This window comes from Klebsiella sp. BDA134-6 (genome assembly GCF_015601345.1).
Classification (GTDB): Bacteria; Pseudomonadota; Gammaproteobacteria; order Enterobacterales; family Enterobacteriaceae; genus Klebsiella; species Klebsiella grimontii.
In genome coordinates this window covers 3,461,093-3,478,814 of sequence record NZ_CP064784.1, presented here as the reverse complement: position 1 = coordinate 3,478,814, position 17,722 = coordinate 3,461,093, and the positions used below count along the sequence as shown (strand labels likewise).

At 54.8% G+C, this 17,722-nt stretch carries 18 protein-coding genes, 1 other RNA gene and 1 other annotated feature; of the genes, 13 read left to right on the top strand and 6 right to left on the bottom strand.

What is annotated here, in order from left to right; translation table 11 throughout:
* The 8 genes from infC (at window position 1) to btuC (ending at window position 6,416) form a co-directional block, all read left to right on the top strand.
* Window positions 1–543, top strand: coding sequence for a translation initiation factor IF-3 (infC, locus tag IYV58_RS16080; RefSeq protein WP_071830666.1), 543 nt, complete (start codon window positions 1–3; stop codon window positions 541–543).
* A 96-nt stretch (window positions 544–639) separates the two neighbouring features.
* Complete coding sequence (rpmI, locus tag IYV58_RS16075; protein WP_001124225.1) at window positions 640–837, top strand: 50S ribosomal protein L35; 198 nt, start codon at window positions 640–642, stop codon at window positions 835–837.
* A 50-nt stretch (window positions 838–887) separates the two neighbouring features.
* Window positions 888–1,244, top strand: a complete 357-nt coding sequence (gene rplT, locus IYV58_RS16070; RefSeq protein ID WP_004102963.1) for a 50S ribosomal protein L20 — start codon at window positions 888–890, stop codon at window positions 1,242–1,244.
* Between the two features lie 118 nt (window positions 1,245–1,362).
* Window positions 1,363–1,488, top strand: a sequence feature (Phe leader region).
* On the top strand, window positions 1,368–1,412 hold the full coding sequence (gene pheM / locus IYV58_RS16065; protein WP_001386830.1) for a pheST operon leader peptide PheM: 45 nt from the start codon (window positions 1,368–1,370) through the stop codon (window positions 1,410–1,412). Its footprint overlaps the feature before it by 45 nt.
* Window positions 1,489–1,642: 154 nt before the next feature.
* On the top strand, window positions 1,643–2,626 hold the full coding sequence (gene pheS, locus IYV58_RS16060) for a phenylalanine--tRNA ligase subunit alpha (protein WP_004119126.1): 984 nt from the start codon (window positions 1,643–1,645) through the stop codon (window positions 2,624–2,626).
* A gap of 15 nt (window positions 2,627–2,641) precedes the next feature.
* Window positions 2,642–5,029 carry a phenylalanine--tRNA ligase subunit beta gene (pheT, locus tag IYV58_RS16055; protein WP_142470079.1) on the top strand — a complete coding sequence of 796 codons (2,388 nt, stop codon included), beginning with the start codon at window positions 2,642–2,644 and terminating at the stop codon, window positions 5,027–5,029.
* 4 nt (window positions 5,030–5,033) lie between these two features.
* Window positions 5,034–5,333 (top strand): integration host factor subunit alpha, encoded by a 300-nt coding sequence (gene ihfA / locus IYV58_RS16050; RefSeq protein WP_004102960.1) that lies wholly within the window; start codon window positions 5,034–5,036, stop codon window positions 5,331–5,333.
* Between the two features lie 96 nt (window positions 5,334–5,429).
* Window positions 5,430–6,416 (top strand): vitamin B12 ABC transporter permease BtuC, encoded by a 987-nt coding sequence (gene btuC / locus IYV58_RS16045; RefSeq protein ID WP_032742109.1) that lies wholly within the window; start codon window positions 5,430–5,432, stop codon window positions 6,414–6,416.
* Window positions 6,417–6,440: 24 nt separating this feature from the next.
* Here the strand turns inward: btuC and IYV58_RS16040 are convergent, their stop codons facing one another.
* Window positions 6,441–7,241: a MetQ/NlpA family ABC transporter substrate-binding protein gene (locus IYV58_RS16040; protein ID WP_004119129.1), complete on the bottom strand. Its 801-nt coding sequence runs from the start codon at window positions 7,239–7,241 to the stop codon at window positions 6,441–6,443.
* 224 nt (window positions 7,242–7,465) lie between these two features.
* Between IYV58_RS16040 and IYV58_RS16035 the strand changes: the two genes are divergently transcribed.
* From IYV58_RS16035 to selO, 4 genes are all read left to right on the top strand, one after another.
* Window positions 7,466–8,017, top strand: a complete 552-nt coding sequence (locus IYV58_RS16035; protein WP_004119130.1) for a glutathione peroxidase — start codon at window positions 7,466–7,468, stop codon at window positions 8,015–8,017.
* Complete coding sequence (gene btuD, locus IYV58_RS16030; RefSeq protein WP_049114189.1) at window positions 8,017–8,766, top strand: vitamin B12 ABC transporter ATP-binding protein BtuD; 750 nt, start codon at window positions 8,017–8,019, stop codon at window positions 8,764–8,766. The genes IYV58_RS16035 and btuD overlap by 1 nt, the downstream gene beginning before the upstream one ends.
* Window positions 8,767–8,847: 81 nt before the next feature.
* Entirely contained in the window at window positions 8,848–9,312 is a 465-nt protein-coding gene (locus IYV58_RS16025) for a C40 family peptidase (RefSeq protein ID WP_004119135.1), read from the top strand.
* A 127-nt stretch (window positions 9,313–9,439) separates the two neighbouring features.
* Window positions 9,440–10,882 carry a protein adenylyltransferase SelO gene (gene selO, locus IYV58_RS16020; RefSeq protein WP_004119137.1) on the top strand — a complete coding sequence of 481 codons (1,443 nt, stop codon included), beginning with the start codon at window positions 9,440–9,442 and terminating at the stop codon, window positions 10,880–10,882.
* Window positions 10,883–10,916: 34 nt separating this feature from the next.
* On the opposite strand, the gene hemP is transcribed toward selO, so the two are convergent.
* The 3 genes from hemP to IYV58_RS16005 all read right to left on the bottom strand — a co-directional run bounded on the left by hemP (window position 10,917) and on the right by IYV58_RS16005 (window position 13,296).
* The gene (hemP, locus tag IYV58_RS16015) at window positions 10,917–11,096 is read right to left on the bottom strand and encodes a hemin uptake protein HemP (protein WP_162626096.1); all 180 of its coding nucleotides are present in this window, start codon (window positions 11,094–11,096) and stop codon (window positions 10,917–10,919) included.
* 165 nt (window positions 11,097–11,261) lie between these two features.
* A complete protein-coding gene (aroH, locus tag IYV58_RS16010; protein ID WP_195729136.1) occupies window positions 11,262–12,308 on the bottom strand; it encodes a 3-deoxy-7-phosphoheptulonate synthase AroH in 1,047 nt (348 codons plus the stop codon).
* Window positions 12,309–12,462: 154 nt separating this feature from the next.
* On the bottom strand, window positions 12,463–13,296 hold the full coding sequence (locus tag IYV58_RS16005) for a posphoenolpyruvate synthetase regulatory kinase/phosphorylase PpsR (RefSeq protein ID WP_004119141.1): 834 nt from the start codon (window positions 13,294–13,296) through the stop codon (window positions 12,463–12,465).
* A 342-nt stretch (window positions 13,297–13,638) separates the two neighbouring features.
* Between IYV58_RS16005 and ppsA the strand changes: the two genes are divergently transcribed.
* Window positions 13,639–16,017, top strand: a complete 2,379-nt coding sequence (gene ppsA, locus IYV58_RS16000; protein ID WP_142469029.1) for a phosphoenolpyruvate synthase — start codon at window positions 13,639–13,641, stop codon at window positions 16,015–16,017.
* Window positions 16,018–16,098: 81 nt separating this feature from the next.
* Here ppsA and rprA read toward each other — a convergent pair.
* Both rprA and ydiK read right to left on the bottom strand, forming a co-directional pair.
* An RNA gene (rprA, locus tag IYV58_RS15995) (antisense sRNA RprA) lies at window positions 16,099–16,206 on the bottom strand.
* Window positions 16,207–16,418: 212 nt separating this feature from the next.
* On the bottom strand, window positions 16,419–17,540 hold the full coding sequence (gene ydiK, locus IYV58_RS15990) for an AI-2E family transporter YdiK (RefSeq protein ID WP_004119143.1): 1,122 nt from the start codon (window positions 17,538–17,540) through the stop codon (window positions 16,419–16,421).
* Window positions 17,541–17,722 lie beyond the last annotated feature (182 nt).

The following is a 17,722-nucleotide window of genomic DNA, read 5'->3' as shown; positions in this document are numbered from 1 at the left end:
ATTAAAGGCGGAAAACGAGTTCAAACGGCACGTCCGAATCGTATCAATGGCGAGATTCGCGCCCTGGAAGTTCGCTTAACAGGTCTGGAAGGCGAAGCTTTGGGTATTGTGAGTCTGAGAGAAGCTATCGAAAAAGCTGAAGAAGCTGGAGTAGATTTAGTTGAGATCAGCCCTAACGCCGAACCGCCAGTTTGTCGTATCATGGACTACGGCAAGTTCCTTTATGAAAAGAGCAAGTCTTCTAAGGAACAGAAGAAAAAGCAAAAAGTTATTCAGGTCAAGGAAATCAAATTCCGACCTGGCACCGATGATGGCGACTACCAGGTAAAACTCCGCAGCCTGGTTCGCTTTCTGGAAGAGGGTGATAAAGCTAAGATCACGCTGCGTTTCCGCGGCCGTGAGATGGCTCACCAGCAGATCGGGATGGAAGTGCTTACCCGCGTCCGTGACGATCTGAGTGAACTGGCAGTAGTCGAATCCTTCCCAACGAAGATCGAAGGCCGTCAGATGATCATGGTGCTCGCTCCTAAGAAGAAACAGTAAGGCCTTCAAGTAGCAATGTCTGTGGAGCCTTTAGGTTCCGCAGCTGTTGCTCGCCTATGTTTCGTTTATTAACAATGCGAAGTGGAAGTTATTAAAATGCCAAAAATTAAGACCGTACGCGGTGCTGCTAAGCGCTTCAAAAAAACCGGTAAAGGTGGTTTTAAGCACAAGCACGCTAACCTGCGTCACATTCTGACCAAAAAAGCTACTAAGCGTAAACGTCACCTGCGTCCGAAAGCCATGGTTTCTAAAGGCGATCTGGGCCTGGTCATCGCGTGCCTGCCGTACGCATAAGTCGTTAACCCTTTTAACTTTTTAATTAGAATAGATACAGGAGAGCACATATGGCTCGCGTAAAACGTGGTGTAGTTGCCCGTGCACGTCACAAGAAAATTTTGAAACAAGCTAAAGGCTACTACGGTGCGCGTTCTCGCGTATACCGCGTTGCCTTCCAGGCTGTTATCAAAGCTGGTCAGTACGCTTATCGTGACCGTCGTCAGAAAAAGCGTCAGTTCCGTCAACTGTGGATTGCGCGTATCAACGCAGCAGCACGTCAGAACGGTATTTCTTACAGCAAATTCATCAACGGCCTGAAAAAAGCCTCTGTTGAAATCGACCGTAAGATCCTGGCTGACATCGCCGTATTCGACAAATTAGCGTTCACCGCGCTGGTCGAAAAAGCGAAAGCAGCTCTGGCATAAGCCAGTTGAAAGAGGGAGCTTGTCTCCCTCTTTTCGTTTCAAGGCTATCAATCCATTGACTTTTATTCGCGTAGGCTTTTCAATACCAGTCTTACGTTTTTTATCAGACAAGGTAATGCAAGCATGAATGCTGCTATTTTCCGCTTCTTTTTTTACTTTAGCACCTGAACTCAGGAGGCTAGCGCGTGAAAGAAGAAACGGAAAACAGCGCCAAAAAGCCTCCCCCTGTGGAGGCTTTTTTTGTATCTGAACTGGCTCGTTCTATTTCAAGCTCCAGACGCGTGGGTTGACCTGAATCATTCGGTCAAATGAAGGATTACCTACGGTCTGCGGCTCGAAATAGTGAGAGCAAAATAATAACCATAACCGGTGTCTGCACCGACATAATGAGGAAAACCATGTCACATCTCGCAGAGCTGGTTGCCAGTGCGAAGGCAGCCATTAACGAGGCATCAGATGTTGCTGCGCTGGACAACGTCCGCGTGGAATACCTGGGTAAAAAAGGGCTTTTGACCCTTCAGATGACGACCCTGCGCGAGCTGCCTGCTGAAGAGCGTCCGGCAGCCGGCGCGGTTATCAACGAAGCGAAAGAGCAGGTCCAGCAGGCGCTTAACGTGCGTAAGTCAGCGCTTGAAAGTGCTGCGCTTAACGCGCGCCTGGCCTCGGAAACCATCGATGTCTCTCTGCCGGGTCGTCGTATTGAGAACGGTGGCCTGCATCCGGTGACCCGTACTATCGACCGTATCGAAAGTTTCTTCGGTGAGCTCGGCTTTACCGTCGCGACTGGTCCGGAAATCGAAGATGACTACCACAACTTCGATGCGCTGAATATTCCTGGCCACCATCCGGCACGCGCTGACCACGACACTTTCTGGTTTGATGCGACGCGCCTGCTGCGTACGCAAACCTCAGGCGTACAGATCCGCACCATGGCTAACCAGCAGCCGCCGATCCGCATTATTGCGCCAGGTCGCGTCTATCGTAACGACTACGATCAGACCCACACCCCAATGTTCCATCAGATGGAAGGCCTGATTGTTGATACCAACATCAGCTTCACCAACCTGAAGGGAACACTGCACGATTTCCTGCGTAACTTCTTTGAAGAAGATCTACAGATTCGTTTTCGTCCGTCCTATTTCCCGTTCACCGAGCCCTCTGCGGAAGTTGACGTCATGGGCAAAAACGGCAAATGGCTGGAAGTGCTCGGCTGCGGTATGGTGCATCCAAACGTACTGCGCAACGTGGGTATCGATCCGGAAATCTATTCCGGCTTTGCCTTCGGCATGGGTATGGAGCGTCTGACCATGCTGCGCTACGGCGTGACCGACTTACGCGCGTTCTTCGAAAACGATCTGCGTTTCCTCAAACAGTTTAAATAAGGGCAGGACAGAACAATGAAATTCAGTGAACTGTGGTTACGCGAGTGGGTTAACCCAGCTATCGATAGCGAAGCGCTGTCGGACCAGATAACGATGGCCGGGCTTGAGGTTGACGGCGTTGAGCCGGTCGCGGGCAGTTTTAACGGCGTTGTTGTTGGCGAAGTGGTCGAGTGCGCTCAGCACCCTAATGCCGACAAGCTGCGCGTGACAAAAATCAACGTCGGCGGCGAACGTCTGCTGGATATCGTCTGCGGCGCGCCGAACTGCCGTCAGGGCCTTAAGGTTGCCGTTGCGACCATCGGCGCCGTACTGCCGGGCGATTTTAAAATTAAAGCGGCAAAGCTGCGCGGTGAGCCGTCGGAAGGTATGCTGTGCTCCTTCTCGGAACTGGGTATTTCCGACGATCACAGCGGTATTATTGAACTGCCCGCCGATGCGCCGCTGGGTACCGACATCCGTGAATATCTGAAGCTCGACGATAACACTATCGAAATCAGCGTCACGCCGAACCGTGCCGATTGTCTCGGTATTATCGGCGTGGCTCGCGATGTCGCCGTGCTCAACAAGGCGCCGTTGAATGTCCCGGAAATGCCCCCGGTAGCCGCCACCGTCAATGACGTTCTGCCAATCCAGGTCAATGCGCCGGAAGCATGTCCGCGCTATCTGGGGCGCGTGGTAAAAGGCATTAATGTCAAAGCACCGACCCCATTATGGATGAAAGAGAAGCTGCGCCGTTGCGGTATTCGCTCCATCGATGCGGTGGTTGATGTGACCAACTACGTATTGCTTGAGCTGGGTCAGCCGATGCACGCCTTCGATAAAGACCGCATTGAAGGCGGAATTATCGTGCGTATGGCGCATGAAGGGGAAACCCTGGTTCTGCTGGACGGCTCCGAGGCTAAGCTGGACACCGATACTCTGGTGATTGCTGACCATCAGAAAGCTCTGGCAATGGGGGGGATTTTCGGCGGCGAGCACTCCGGCGTAAACGATGAAACGCAAAACGTTCTGCTGGAATGCGCGTTCTTCAGCCCGCTGTCCATTACCGGTCGCGCCCGTCGCCATGGTCTGCATACCGATGCTTCCCACCGCTACGAGCGCGGCGTGGACTCCGCGTTGCAGTATCAGGCTATGGAGCGTGCGACCCGCCTGCTGATGGATATTTGCGGCGGCGAAGCTGGCCCGATTATTGACGTCACCAACGAAGCGACCCTGCCGAAGCCTGCGACCATCAGGCTTCGCCGCAGCAAGCTGGATCGTCTGATCGGTCACCACGTTGAGGATGCGCAGGTGAGCGATATTCTGCGACGTCTGGGCTGTGAAGTCACCGAAGGCCAGGACGAGTGGCATGCCGTCGCGCCGAGCTGGCGTTTCGATATTGCCATCGAAGAGGACCTGGTCGAAGAAGTCGCCCGCGTCTATGGCTATAACAATATTCCTGACGAACCGGTGCAAGCGGGCCTGATCATGGGCACCCACCGCGAAGCGGATCTGTCGCTTAAACGCGTGAAAACGCTGCTCAACGATAAAGGCTATCAGGAAGTGATTACCTACAGCTTCGTTGATCCGAAAGTACAGCAGTGGATCCACGCCGGGGAAGAAGCGCTGATTCTGCCGAGCCCGATCTCCAGCGAAATGTCGGCGATGCGCCTATCATTGTGGACCGGCCTGTTAGGGACGGTGGTCTACAACCAGAATCGTCAGCAGACTCGCGTGCGCATCTTTGAGAGCGGTTTACGCTTTGTTCCTGATACTCAGGCTCCGCTGGGCATTCGTCAGGATGTGATGCTGGCTGGCGTGATTTGCGGTAACCGTTATGAAGAACACTGGAACCTGGCAAAAGAAACCGTCGATTTCTATGATTTAAAAGGCGATCTGGAGTCGGTCCTCGACCTCACCGGTAAGCTGTCCGACATCGAATTCCGCATCGAAGCCAATAATGCGCTTCATCCGGGCCAGTCGGCGGCGATTTATCTGAAAGGTGAACGTATTGGTTTTATTGGGGTTGTTCATCCTGAGCTGGAACGTAAGCTGGATCTGAACGGTCGCACGTTGGTCTTTGAACTGGAGTGGAACAAGCTTGCAGACCGCGTGGTGCCTCAGGCGCATGAAGTTTCTCGCTTCCCGGCGAACCGTCGCGACATCGCCGTCGTTGTGGCAGAAAACGTTCCCGCTGCCGATGTTTTAGCCGAGTGTAAGAAAGTTGGCGTAAATCAGGTAGTTGGCGTAAACTTATTTGACGTGTACCGCGGCAAGGGCGTAGCAGAAGGTTTCAAGAGCCTCGCTATCAGCCTTATCCTCCAGGATACCAGCCGTACACTCGAAGAAGAGGAGATTGCCGCTACCGTCGCCAAATGTGTAGAGGCATTGAAAGAGCGATTCCAGGCATCATTGAGGGATTGAACCTATGGCGCTTACAAAAGCTGAAATGTCAGAATATCTGTTTGATAAGCTTGGGCTTAGCAAGCGGGATGCCAAAGAGCTGGTAGAGTTGTTTTTCGAAGAGGTCCGTCGCGCTCTGGAAAACGGAGAACAGGTAAAACTCTCCGGGTTCGGCAACTTCGATTTGCGAGATAAGAACCAACGCCCGGGCCGTAACCCGAAAACGGGAGAGGATATCCCTATTACAGCCCGGCGAGTGGTGACTTTCAGACCTGGCCAGAAGCTAAAAAGCCGTGTCGAAAATGCGTCACCCAGAGACAAATAATCTGAACTAACTAAAAAGGCCGCTATGCGGCCTTTTTTCTTTTCCTGGCCGAATACCGTAAAATCAATCACATCCTTTTTCTCGATTCAGAAAACTATGCTGACCTTTGCTCAAATTCAACGGCGCCGCAATCGGCGTTGGCTTGCGGTATTAACATTGCTGCTGTTGGTTACGTCGACCATCAGCCTGTGCGCGGGCGACCAGTGGATTGGCCCCGCCGAGTGGTTTAGCGCCAAAGGTGAGCTGTTTATCTGGCAGATCCGTCTGCCGCGCACTCTGGCCGTCCTATTAGTGGGGGCCGCGCTGGCGCTGTCCGGGGCGATTATGCAGGCGCTGTTTGAAAACCCGCTGGCGGAGCCCGGGCTGCTGGGGGTATCAAACGGCGCTGGGGTTGGCCTGATAGCCGCCGTCTTGCTGGGAAAAGGGCTGCTTCCGGGCTGGGCGCTGGGGCTGTGCGCCATCGCTGGCGCGCTGGTCATTACTTTTATTTTACTGCGTTTTGCCAGGCGGCATCTCTCGACCAGCCGCCTGCTGCTGGCGGGCGTGGCGCTCGGTATCATATGCAGCGCGCTGATGACCTGGGCGGTCTACTTCTCAACCTCTTTCGATCTCCGCCAGCTGATGTACTGGATGATGGGCGGCTTTGGCGGCGTGGACTGGCAGCAGCTGTGGCTGATGCTGGCTCTGCTGCCGGCGCTGGCCTGGGTGTGCCTGCAATCGCAGCCTCTTAATCTGTTAGCGCTGGGGGAGGTTTCCGCACGCCAGCTGGGGCTGCCGCTGTGGCTATGGCGTAAAGTGCTGGTGGTGGCGACCGGTTGGCTGGTGGGCGTCAGCGTGGCGCTGGCGGGCGCGATCGGCTTTATTGGTCTGGTTATTCCGCATATTCTGCGCTTATGTGGTTTAAGCGATCACCGCGCGCTGCTTCCGGCCTGTTTGTTAGCGGGGGCCAGCGCGCTGCTTGGGGCGGATATCGTCGCGCGTCTGGCGCTCTCGGCGGCGGAATTGCCGATTGGTGTGGTCACCGCCACCCTGGGTGCGCCGGTGTTCATCTGGTTATTGTTAAAATCAGGCCGCCCGCAGTAACGGGCGGCCGTAAGCGGTGGCTAATTACCAGCCCTTAATCGCATCGCCTTTGTAGACTTCCGCTGCCTTATCGGCAACTGCTTGAGTCTGGAAGGCCTCTTTCAGCTCCTGAACCTTTTTGCTGTCTTTATTCTCTTCGCGTGAAACGATGGCGTTGACGTACGGAGAGTCAGGACCTTCCATAAATAAGCCATCGCGGGCGGCCGACAGGCCGGCCTGGGCAGAGAAGTTGGTATTAATAATCGACAGGGCGACATTCGGGTCGTCAAGGGTACGGGTCAGCTGCGGCGTGTCGACTTCGACGATTTTTAGCTGTTTAGGATTGTCGATAATATCCAGCGTCGTAGGCAGGTAGCCTGTCCCTTCTTTTAGCTTGATTAAACCTTGCGCCTGCAGCAGCAGCAGGCTGCGGCCCAGGGTTGTGGTTTCGTTAGAAATGGAAATCGTCGCGCCGTCAGGCAGTTCGCTGATATTTTTGATTTTCTTCGAGTAGGCGGCGATCGGGAAGACGAAGGTTTTACCGACAATCGCAAACTTATAGCCGCGCTCTTTTGATTGCGCCTCAAGGTAAGGCAGCGTCTGGAAGGCGTTAGCATCGACGTCTTTATTGTTCAGCGCTTCGTTCGGCAGTACGTAATCATTAAATGAGATAACCTCCACGTCGAGGTTATATTTCTCTTTGGCCACTTGTTCTACGACTTTCCAGATAGCCTCATCAGGCCCGGTATTAATGGCGACTTTGATCTTATTATCTTCATCCGGTGAGCAGGCTGCCAGCAGCGCGACGGAGGCCGCAATTAACACCGTGCTAAACATCTTCTTCATCAATAAAACTCTCTTAAATTAACAATTAACGAAATGCTATTACATCCATTCATCACTGTACACTGAATTGCGCGCTCCCGGTGTTGAGATGAATTCATGTTGTGTGGCCTGTTACATCAAGAGACACTCCGGGGGGATTCAAAGTAGAATGACCCGGTCTGAATCCGCTACAGTAGATAGGGATCACCTGAAGCAGAAATCGGTTTATTCATTGAGGGAAGGCTATGCAACACGATATTCTCAATACTGAAGTCACCACCATCGATGGTGAAAAAACAACGCTTGCCCCATGGGCGGGTAAAGTGCTGTTGATCGTTAACGTTGCTTCAAAATGCGGCCTGACGCCGCAGTATGAGCAGCTGGAAGCGCTGCAAAAAGGGCTTGAAAGTGAAGGGTTTAGCGTGCTGGGCTTCCCGTGCAACCAGTTCCTGGGGCAGGAGCCGGGCAGCGAAGAAGAGATAAAAACCTTCTGTAGCACCACCTACGGCGTGACTTTCCCGATGTTCAGCAAAATTGACGTTAACGGCGAGCATCGCGCGCCTCTGTATCAGAAGCTGGTTGATGCCGCCCCGCAGGCTGTCGCGCCGGAAGGCAGCGGTTTTTATGAGCGCATGGCCAGTAAAGGCAGGGCTCCGCTGTATGTAGATGATATTCTTTGGAACTTTGAAAAATTCCTGATTGGCCGGGACGGACAGGTTATCGGTCGTTTCTCACCGGATATGACGCCGGATGACCCGCAGCTGGTGGCCGCCATTAAAGGAGCTTTAGCGAAATAATGCCGTTTTTGATGCAGCTACAGGACGTAGAAGAGGCGGGGCGGCTGGCGCCGTTTTCAGCGGAAATCCGGCCGGGAGAGATTATTCACCTGGTGGGGCCAAACGGCGCGGGGAAAAGCACGCTGTTGGCGCGTATGGCGGGACTCTCTACAGGGCCGGGGCGGGTCAAACTGAATGAACGCCCTCTGAAGGATTGGCCTGCTCAGGAGCTGGCCCGTCATCGGGCCTATTTAAGCCAACACCAGATGCCGCCTTTCGCAATGCCGGTCTGGCATTATCTGTCGCTGCATCTGCACAACGACGCGCAAAACGCGCTGCTGACGGCTGTCGCGGAGAAACTGGGCTTAGGCGATAAGCTTGGGCGCCAGGTGAATCACATTTCTGGCGGGGAGTGGCAGCGCGTGCGGCTGGCGGCGGTAATACTGCAGATTCATCGGCAGGCTAATCCGGCCGGGCAATTGCTCTTGCTGGATGAACCAATGAACAGCCTGGACGTGGCGCAGCAGTCCGCGCTCGATCGCGTATTAAATGAGCTCTGTGCATCCGGGGTTGCTATCGTGATGAGCAGCCACGACCTTAATCATACCCTCCGACATGCCCATCGCGCCTGGCTGATCTGCCGGGGGAAAACCATTGCCTGCGGTAGTACCGCTGAAGTTCTTAACGAAGAAAACTTGACCGCCGCCTACGCCATGGACTTCCAGAGAGTTGAGGTGGCTGGTCATCTTATGCTCGTTCCGTCACAGTAGCACGCAGTCAGCTTGCCAGCGAATTGATAAACAAGCTAAATTATTCTGCTAACAGGATAAGGAACAGAGGATTCGTCTGAGATGCGTTTCTGGCTCGTTTTGTGTGTTGCGTTATTTCTGGCGGGTTGTAGCAGTCACCGGGCGCCGCCGCCAAATCCACGGCTTGCTGATTCGATTACCGTTGTGGCCAACCTGAATGAGCAGTTAAGGAACTGGCGGGGAGCGCCTTATCGCTACGGCGGGATGTCGCCGCGCGGCGTCGATTGCTCCGGGTTTGTGCTAATGACCTTTCGCGACAAGTTTGCGCTGCAGCTTCCACGCGAAACCCGTGAGCAGGCGGAGGTCGGCACCAAAATTGATAAGAGCGAACTGCTGCCCGGCGATCTGGTCTTTTTCAAGACCGGCTCCGGAGAGAGTGGTCTGCACGTCGGTATTTACGACACCGACAACCAGTTTATCCACGCCTCCACCAGCCAGGGCGTGACGCGCTCATCGCTGGATAATGTCTACTGGCATAAAAAATTCTGGCAGGCGCGAAGGATCTAACGCCAGCCGTCACCGGGCAAAGGCTGAAGCGCGCCCAATCCCCCGTGCGGCTTATTATTGCAATAACCCCGTACTCGCCCCGTGTTAATAATTTGTTGAAAGCACTACACTGAAGGCAGGAGGAACCATGACCCTGTCTTTTACTACCCACTGGCGTGATGAACTGCCGGATTTTTACACTGCTTTAGCCCCCACGCCGCTGGAGAATGCGCGGCTTGTCTGGCACAACGCGCCGCTGGCGCGATCGCTGGGCGTCGCAGATTCGTTATTTAGCCCGGAGAAGGGCGCTGGCGTATGGGGCGGCGAAACGCTGCTGCCGGGAATGTCGCCGCTGGCGCAGGTATACAGCGGCCACCAGTTCGGCTCCTGGGCCGGGCAGCTCGGCGACGGGCGCGGCATTCTGCTCGGCGAACAGCAGCTCGCGGACGGTCGTCGCTTTGACTGGCACCTGAAAGGTGCCGGGCTCACTCCCTATTCACGGATGGGTGACGGACGGGCGGTACTGCGCTCAACGATCCGCGAGGGGCTGGCCTCGGAAGCAATGCATGCGCTGGGTATTCCCACCACCCGCGCGCTGGCGATAGTGGCCAGCGACACCCCGGTATACCGTGAAACCGCTGAACGCGGGGCGATGCTGATGCGGCTGGCGGAAAGTCACGTACGTTTTGGCCATTTTGAGCACTTTTACTACCGCCGCGAGCCGCTCAAAGTACAGCAACTGGCGGATTACGTGATTCGTCACCACTGGCCGCACCTGCAAAATGAAGCGGATAAGTACATTGTCTGGTTCAGCGACGTGGTCACTCGAACGGCTGAGATGATTGCCAGCTGGCAAACGGTCGGCTTTGCGCACGGGGTAATGAATACCGATAACATGTCGATCCTCGGCCTGACGATGGACTACGGTCCGTACGGTTTCCTTGACGATTTCCAGCCGGGATTTATCTGTAACCATTCCGATTATCAGGGGCGCTATAGCTTTGATAATCAGCCGGCGGTAGGGCTATGGAATCTGCAACGCTTGGCGCAGACGCTGTCGCCGTTTATCAGCGCGGAGTTACTGAACGGCGCGCTGGATGGCTACCAGCACGCGCTGCTCACGGCATATGGCCGCCGCATGCGCGACAAGCTTGGCCTGTTTACCCAGCAAAAAGGAGATAACGAGTTGCTGGACGGTCTGTTTGCCTTAATGGCGCGCGAGGGCAGCGACTATACGCGGACCTTCCGGATGCTCAGCGCCAGCGAGCAGGCGAGCGCCGCCTCGCCGCTACGCGACGAATTTATCGACCGCGAGACCTTCGATAGCTGGTTTGCCGATTATCGCGCGCGCCTGCGCGATGAACTGGTTGACGATGAGCAAAGGCAGGTGAGGATGCGCAGCGTGAATCCGGCGCTGGTGCTGCGCAACTGGCTTGCGCAGCGGACAATTGAGCTGGCGGAGCAGGGAGATATGAGTGAACTGGAACGTCTGCATAATGCGCTATCCCAGCCCTTTATCGACAGGACGGATGATTATGTCAATCGTCCTCCTGACTGGGGAAGGCGTCTTGAAGTGAGCTGTTCCAGCTAGTCGTTATTATCCCTGCCTTAATCGGCGGGGATAATTATTTGGTCAGGATCAGCTTACCCGAATGGGTCTGGCGCAGCAGATAGCGCTGACCGTCGTGTTCAATCACCACTCGTCCCTCGGTGCCTAATAATGTGCGACTGCTTATCTCTCTGTCGGTCGGAACAGGATGCGGGGCATTGTCTTTAGTTTTTTCTGCTGTGGCAGTGTTATCCATACGCGTCATAGCACTAAAAATAAAAATAAAGGTAACAATGATAATCATTATCAATAATGTTGTTTTTCACGGCAAGCATTATTTATCGAAATAGCCGATTTAGCCGGTGAGCGAGCGGACGAGGGAAGGAAATAACCCCGCCGCGGAGACGGCGGGGAAGGGGAACTACAGGCGGGTGGCGGTGGCGGCGGCTAATTCACCCAGCAGCCGTTCGCTATCGTCCCAGTTCAGGCAGGGATCGGTAATCGACTGCCCCCAGGCCAGCGGCTGGCCGGCGACCACCTTCTGCGTGCCTTCCTGAAGGAAGCTCTCGGCCATGATCCCGGCGATAGCGGTCGAGCCAGCGCGGATCTGCTGGCAGATATCGGCGCACACCTCCAGCTGACGGCGGTGCTGTTTCTGGCAATTGCCGTGGCTAAAATCCACCACCAGCTGTTCCGGTAGGTCGAACTCAGCCAGCGCTTGCCCTGCTGCGGCGATATCGGCAGCATGGTAATTCGGTTTTTTGCCGCCGCGCATAATGATATGGCCGTAAGGATTACCGCTGGTCTGGTAGATCGTCATTTGCCCCTGCTTATCCGGTGACAGGAACATGTGGCTGGCGCGGGAAGCGCGGATAGCGTCTACGGCGATACGGGTATTGCCATCGGTACCGTTCTTAAAGCCTACCGGGCAAGAGAGCGCAGAGGCCATTTCGCGGTGGATTTGGCTCTCGGTCGTACGTGCGCCGATTGCGCCCCAGCTTATCAAGTCGGCAATAAACTGCCCGGTCACCATATCGAGAAACTCGGTGGCGGTCGGTACGCCCAGTTCATTGACCTGCAGCAGCAGGCTACGCGCCAGCTCGAGGCCGTGATTCACCCGATAGCTGCCGTTGAGGTCGGGGTCGGAGATCAGCCCCTTCCAGCCGACCACCGTGCGCGGCTTCTCAAAATAGGTGCGCATCACGATTTCCAGCTGCGGCTGGTAACGTTCGCGCATGCCCTGCAGGCGGCGCGCATACTCCATCGCCGCATCAATGTCGTGGATGGAGCACGGACCTATCACCACCAGCAGGCGGCGGTCCTCACCGTTGAGAATTCTCTCGATGCGGCGGCGCGAAGCGGAGACGTGAGCTGCAACTTCGGCAGACACAGGATGCCGCTGAGCCAGTTCCGCGGGCGTTACCAGGCTTTCAATGCGCGCGGTACGCAATTCGTCTATTTTATTCATTGGGGTCTCAAAAATCTGTTTCTTCCGCGGCGAAAATGCCGGGAAGTGATGCGCATCACGATAAACCAATCCCCGCTTATTGCAAGAGCAGGGCATGATCCTGTATAGGCCACGGGTGATAGCATAAACAAATTTTTAATAGTGTACTAGTGTGTTAGTACATTCTGCGGCTCAACCCCATAATATCCATGATTTTGGTGGCGATCTCTTCTACGGAATAGTTGGTACTGTTCAGGCAAGGTATCTTGTTTTTGCGGTAAAGCGCTTCAACTTCGGTCACTTCCATTCGGCACTGACGCATAGAAGCATAGCGGCTGTTTTCCCGTCGCTCTTCACGGATAGCCGCCAGGCGCTCCGGATTGATCGTTAAGCCGAAGAGCTTGTGCTGTAGCGGCTTGAGGGAGGCCGGAAGAATCAGATTGTCCATATCATCGGCGATAAACGGGTAGTTGGCGGCGCGGATACCGTACTGCATCGCCAGGTACAGACTGGTGGGGGTTTTCCCGCAGCGCGAAACGCCGAGTAGGATCACCTGAGCTTGATCGAGGTTGCGCAGCGAAATGCCGTCATCGTGGGCAAGGGTATAATCGATAGCGGCGATGCGTGCGTCGTATTTATTGAGGTTGCCCGGCGTCAGGCCGTGGGTTCGGTGAGCGATTGGCGTCGGGTCAAGGCGCAATTCCTGCTGCAGAGGGGCCACCAGCGCCTGAACGATATCCTGACAAAAGCCTTCACTTTGTATGATGATGTCGCGGATTTCCGGCAGCACGATGGAGTAGAACACCAGCGGTCGAATACCGGTCTGCTGGAAAATCGCGTCTATTTGCTCCTTCACGGCGCGCGCGCGGCTGATATTTTCGACAAACGGCAGGGTTACACTGCTGGTGGCGACCGGGAATTGCGACATGACCGCATGACCCAGAACTTCCGCCGTAATAGCGGTACCGTCGGAAATATAAAAGACGTGGCGATCTACAGCACTTTCCATTTTGACCATCCGGTATAATGAGTTTAATTGTCTGAAAGCAGATATTAAATTTAAGCATAACGCTCCAGGCTTTGTCTCATATTTAAAAAATGAAACGCTATTTTTATTTTTAATGAAAAGGTGAGTTCATTTTTCGCAGCTGCGTATCTTTTGTATCAAATTTCATCAGATTTCTGAAGAATCATTAGCTTAGCTATATCTGGCAAAGAATCCTAAAAACGAAAAAATAATTTGCTTGAACGATTCACCGTTTCTTTCAGCTGGATAAATATGTCAGGATAAATCTCGTAGTCGATCGTGAATTATTTATCACTGGTATTAAATCACAAAAGGATTGTCTCGATGTCCAACAATGGCTCGTCACCGCTGGTGCTTTGGTATAACCAACTCGGCATGAATGATGTAGACAGGGTTGGGGGCAAAAATGCCTCCCTTGGTGAAATGATTACAAATCTGTCTGGTATGGGCGTTTCCGTACCGAACGGGTTTGCCACCACCGCTGATGCCTTTAATCAGTTTTTGGACCAAAGCGGTGTTAACCAGCGCATTTATGAACTGCTGGATGAAACCGACATTGACGACGTTTCCGCATTAGCGAAAGCGGGCGCACAGATCCGTCAGTGGATCATCGATACGCCGTTCCAGAGCGAACTGGAAAATGCGATTCGTGATGCCTATACCCAGCTCTCCGCCGATGACGCTGAGGCCTCTTTTGCCGTTCGCTCCTCGGCGACGGCAGAAGATATGCCAGATGCCTCCTTCGCCGGTCAGCAAGAGACATTCCTTAACGTGCAGGGCTTTGACGCCGTGCTCGTCGCGGTGAAGCACGTATTTGCTTCGCTGTTTAACGATCGCGCCATTTCCTACCGTGTGCATCAGGGATACGATCATCGCGGGGTGGCGCTCTCCGCCGGGGTGCAAAGGATGGTCCGTTCCGATCTGGCCTCGTCCGGCGTGATGTTCTCTATCGATACCGAATCCGGTTTTGACCAGGTGGTGTTTATCACCTCCGCCTGGGGGCTCGGCGAAATGGTGGTGCAGGGGGCGGTGAACCCCGATGAGTTCTACGTCCATAAACCGACGCTGGAAGCGGGCCGTCCGGCCATTGTCCGCCGCACCATGGGGTCGAAAAAGATCCGCATGGTTTACGCCCCTACCCAGGAGCACGGTAAGCAGGTGCGTATCGAAGACGTGCCGCAGGCGCAGCGCGACGTTTTCTCGTTGACCGATACGGAAGTGCAGGAGCTGGCGCAGCAGGCGCTACAAATCGAAAAACACTACAACCGCCCGATGGATATCGAGTGGGCGAAGGATGGTCACACCGGCAAGCTATTTATCGTGCAGGCCCGTCCGGAAACCGTTCGTTCGCGCGGCCAGGTCATGGAGCGTTATACCCTCCATGCACAAGGGCAGATTATTTCGGAAGGGCGCGCTATCGGCCATCGTATCGGCGCGGGTCCGGTAAAGGTCATTCACGATATCAGCGAAATGAACCGCATCGAGCCCGGCGACGTGCTGGTGACCGACATGACCGACCCGGACTGGGAACCGATCATGAAAAAAGCGGCGGCGATCGTCACCAACCGCGGCGGGCGTACCTGTCATGCGGCGATTATCGCGCGTGAGCTGGGGATCCCGGCGGTAGTTGGCTGCGGCAACGCCACCGATCGCATCCAGGAAAACCAGAACGTGACCGTCTCCTGCGCGGAAGGTGATACCGGCTACGTGTATGCCGAAATCCTCGACTTCAGCGTGAAGAGCTCCAGCGTTGGCGAGATGCCGGATCTGCCGCTGAAAATCATGATGAACGTCGGTAACCCGGACCGCGCCTTTGACTTTGCCTGCCTGCCAAACGAAGGCGTAGGCCTGGCGCGTCTGGAGTTCATCATCAACCGTATGATCGGCGTCCACCCGCGCGCGCTGCTGGAGTTCGACGATCAGGAGCCGGGTTTGCAGAACGAAATCCGCGAGCTGATGAAAGGCTACGACTCGCCGAGAGAGTTCTACGTCGGTCGCCTGACGGAAGGGATCTCGACGCTGGGCGCGGCATTCTTCCCGAAACGAGTGATTGTGCGTCTTTCCGACTTTAAATCTAACGAATACGCCAATCTGGTCGGTGGCGAACGTTATGAGCCGGAAGAAGAGAACCCGATGCTGGGCTTCCGCGGCGCCGGTCGCTATGTGTCCGAAAGCTTCCGCGACTGCTTCGCGCTGGAGTGTGAAGCGGTTAAACGGGTGCGTAACGACATGGGGCTGACCAACGTCGAAATCATGGTGCCGTTTGTCCGTACCGTCGCGCAGGCAAAAGCGGTGGTTGATGAGCTGGAACGCCAGGGCCTCAAGCGCGGCGAAAACGGCCTGAAGCTGATTATGATGTGTGAAATCCCATCGAATGCGCTGCTGGCTGAACAGTTCCTCGAATACTTCGACGGCTTCTCTATCGGTTCTAACGATATGACGCAGCTGGCGCTGGGCCTGGACCGTGACTCCGGCGTAGTCTCAGAACTGTTCGATGAGCGTAACGACGCGGTGAAAGCGCTGCTGTCGATGGCCATTCGCGCGGCGAAGAAACAGGGCAAATATGTCGGTATCTGTGGGCAGGGTCCGTCTGACCACGAAGATTTTGCCGCCTGGCTGATGGAAGAGGGGATCGATAGCCTGTCCCTGAACCCGGATACGGTCGTGCAAACCTGGCTCGGACTGGCGGAATTGAATAAGTAAGTTCGCGCCGGATTCTCGCTCAAAAGACCATCCCCGCCAGCAGTGGCGGGGATTTTTTGTTTTTAGCCGACAGGCTTACGGACAAAAAAAAGCCCATCGTGGGAGATGGGCAAAGACTACACACAGCAATTCGTTGTTTCACTCAGGGGATTTCCATGCTTATAAATCAATATGTTGATTTATAACCGTGAGCTAATACTAGGCACTGAGGCTTTTTGCGTCGATCGGATTCCTCTCAATAGTTAAATTACGGTAAAGAATCTGTGCAGAAAATAGGGTTAGCAGGCAGAGAAATGCGGGATGTGGTGAGAGATAGATTAGTCTTTCTTAATATTTTAGATTGTCCTGCCCGACGGTAATCAGGGGCGTAATGGGGAAAGGCGGGTTTCCCCGCCTTTTGCTTACTTATCCTGCGAGGCTCGCGTATTCAGCTCGCTCAGTTCCTCAAGCACCAGATCGGGGTCTTTTGGCGGCGGCGGCGCTTCGTTAACCCACGCATCATACAGCCGCCAGGAGACCGCAAGCAGTACCGGACCGATAAACAGTCCTATCATGCCGAACGCCACCAGGCCGCCGATAACGCCGGAAAGGATCAGAATCATCGGCAGGTCGGCGCCCATGCGAATCAGCAGCGGACGAATAAAGTTATCCATGGTGCCGACGACGCAGCTCCAGACCAGCAGCACGGTGCCCCAGGTGGTATCGCCGCTCCAGTAAAGCCAGATAATTGACGGTACCAGGACCAGCAGGGGTCCCAGCTGGACGAGGCAGGTGAAGATCATCACCACGGTGAGCAGCGCGGCGTAGGGCACGCCGCTGACCGCAAGGCCAATACCGCCAAGCACCGCCTGGGCCAGCGCGGTAACGACCACCCCAAGCGCTACAGCGCGAATCGCCTGTCCGGCGAGGATCACCGCCGCGTCGCCGCGTTTGGACGCCAGGCGTGTGGCAAAGTGACGGAAGCCATAGGCGACCTGTTCGCCGCGCCAGTACAGCAGGGCGCTGAACAGCAACATCAGTCCGCAATAGACCAGCAGCTTGCCAATATGCGCCGCCTGGCCGACAAACCACGTGGTGGTGGTGCCAAGATAGGGGCGAATTTTGACCATAATCGCCGTTCCCCCCATCTCCAGTAAGTTATGCCAGCCGGTATACAGTTTATCGCCGATTAGCGGAACACTATTTAGCCACGCCAGATCCGGCGGCGTAAAGTTGCCGCTGGTAATCACTTTTATTAATGGCGTGCTGTTATCGACCAGGCTGTTGACCAGCAGCGCAATAGGGATAACGAACAGCAAAAAGAGCAGTAGCGTCATCACCAGCACCGCCAGGGCGCGCTTGCCGAAAAGCAGGCGCTGCAGGCGCAACAGTACCGGCCAGGTGGCGATAACCACGGTACCGGCCCAGGCGAATGACAGGATAAATGGCTGCACGACCCACAGACAGGAAATAATAATCAGGGACAAAAACAGCACCGACAGCAGAACTTGCGGTATGTCCCGGGGCTGATTGGGGTTAATCATAGTGAAGTTTTACCTTTGCAGTCGCGTCAAAAGGCTGACGCAGCGTAATTCCATGTACTGATAATAATATCAATATGTTCGCGCGCCTGATTTTGCCCTTAATTCTGGCGGGCGCATATGAAAAAAATGTGATAAAAAGTTGAGGGCACTACGCAAACGTTTAATCACTTACAACACAACAT